The 277-nt window shown below is 41.9% G+C and carries 1 protein-coding gene; it reads left to right on the top strand.

All coding sequences use genetic code 11. The features are described from left to right. Nucleotides 1-277 (top strand): hypothetical protein (locus ACST14_RS10980; protein WP_459463484.1); only part of this gene is annotated, 277 nt, incomplete at both ends.

The following is a 277-nucleotide window of genomic DNA, read 5'->3' as shown; positions in this document are numbered from 1 at the left end:
CAAGTAGCATTACTGCTGAGATAACAAGAGCAACTGCTGCAGAATTAGCATTAACGAATGGAGTAAATGCAAACACAGCTAGCATAACTTCTAATACCAGTTCGATCGCAGGTCTTGATACACGAGTTACTTCCAATACAAATAGTATTACCGCTGAGGTAGCCCGAGCAACTGCCGCAGAATTAGCATTGACTAACGGAGTAAATGCAAACACAGCTAGCATAACTTCTAATACCAATTCGATTGCAGGACTCGATACACGAGTGAGTTCCAATAC

The organism is Aquirufa sp. A-Brett2-15D (assembly GCF_054558735.1).
The sequence above is the reverse complement of the archived record's forward strand: the minus strand, read 5'-3'. Positions and strand labels throughout refer to the sequence as shown.